The sequence below is a fragment of the Pseudomonas onubensis genome, assembly GCF_965653655.1.
GTDB lineage: Bacteria > Pseudomonadota > Gammaproteobacteria > Pseudomonadales > Pseudomonadaceae > Aquipseudomonas.
Window position 1 is genome coordinate 1 of sequence record NZ_CBFHAZ010000219.1, and the last position, 704, is coordinate 704.

Annotated in this window: 2 protein-coding genes; both read left to right on the forward strand. The window is 42.9% G+C overall.

Annotation, left to right across the window (positions count from 1 at the left end):
* Nucleotides 1-458: 30S ribosomal protein S5 (gene rpsE, locus ACTD9P_RS29640; RefSeq protein ID WP_438870422.1), on the forward strand; the 458-nt coding region annotated here is incomplete at its 5' end.
* 13 nt (nucleotides 459-471) lie between these two features.
* Nucleotides 472-651: a 50S ribosomal protein L30 gene (rpmD, locus tag ACTD9P_RS29645; RefSeq protein ID WP_003156497.1), complete on the forward strand. Its 180-nt coding sequence runs from the start codon at nucleotides 472-474 to the stop codon at nucleotides 649-651.
* Nucleotides 652-704: the final 53 nt, after the last annotated feature.

A 704-nucleotide genomic window follows, 5' to 3' on the forward strand; every position in this document is an offset into this window, starting at 1 on the left:
TAGTTACGGTTAACCGCGTAGCGAAAGTTGTTAAAGGTGGTCGTCGTTTCCGTTTCGCAGCTCTAGTCGTTGTCGGTGACAAAAACGGTCACGTAGGTTTCGGTACTGGTAAAGCACAAGAAGTACCTGAAGCAATCCGCAAAGCTGTTGAAGATGCGAAAAAGAATTTGATTGAAGTACCAATGGTTGGAACTACGATTCCACACGAAATCATCGGACGTTTCGGTGCAGGCAATATCTTGTTGAAACCTGCTTCTGAAGGTACTGGAGTTATCGCTGGAGGCCCTGTACGTGCGGTACTTGAGCTTGCTGGCGTTGCTGATATCCTTTCTAAGTCTTTAGGTTCTAACACACCGATCAACATGATCCGTGCAACACTTCAAGGTTTAAGTGAGCTTAAACGTGCCGAAGAGGTTGCGAAGCTTCGTGGAAAATCTGTAGAAGAACTGTTAGGATAAGGAGGGAACATTAATGGCTAAATTAGAAATTACCCTCAAACGCAGTGTAATCGGTCGCCCGGAAGATCAGCGCGTTACTGTAAGAACACTTGGTTTAAAGAAAACAAACCAAACTGTCGTTCATGAAGATAACGCTGCGATCCGCGGTATGATTAATAAAGTATCTCATCTAGTTTCTGTTAAAGAACAATAAAAATAAATTATAGGCTAAGGAGGTGTCCTAATGAAACTTCATGAATTAAAGCC

What these genes read in the sequence shown, in the direction of transcription:
- rpmD (WP_003156497.1), top strand. Translation starts at nt 472, where the DNA reads ATGGCTAAATTAGAAATTACCCTCAAACGCAGTGTAATCGGTCGCCCG.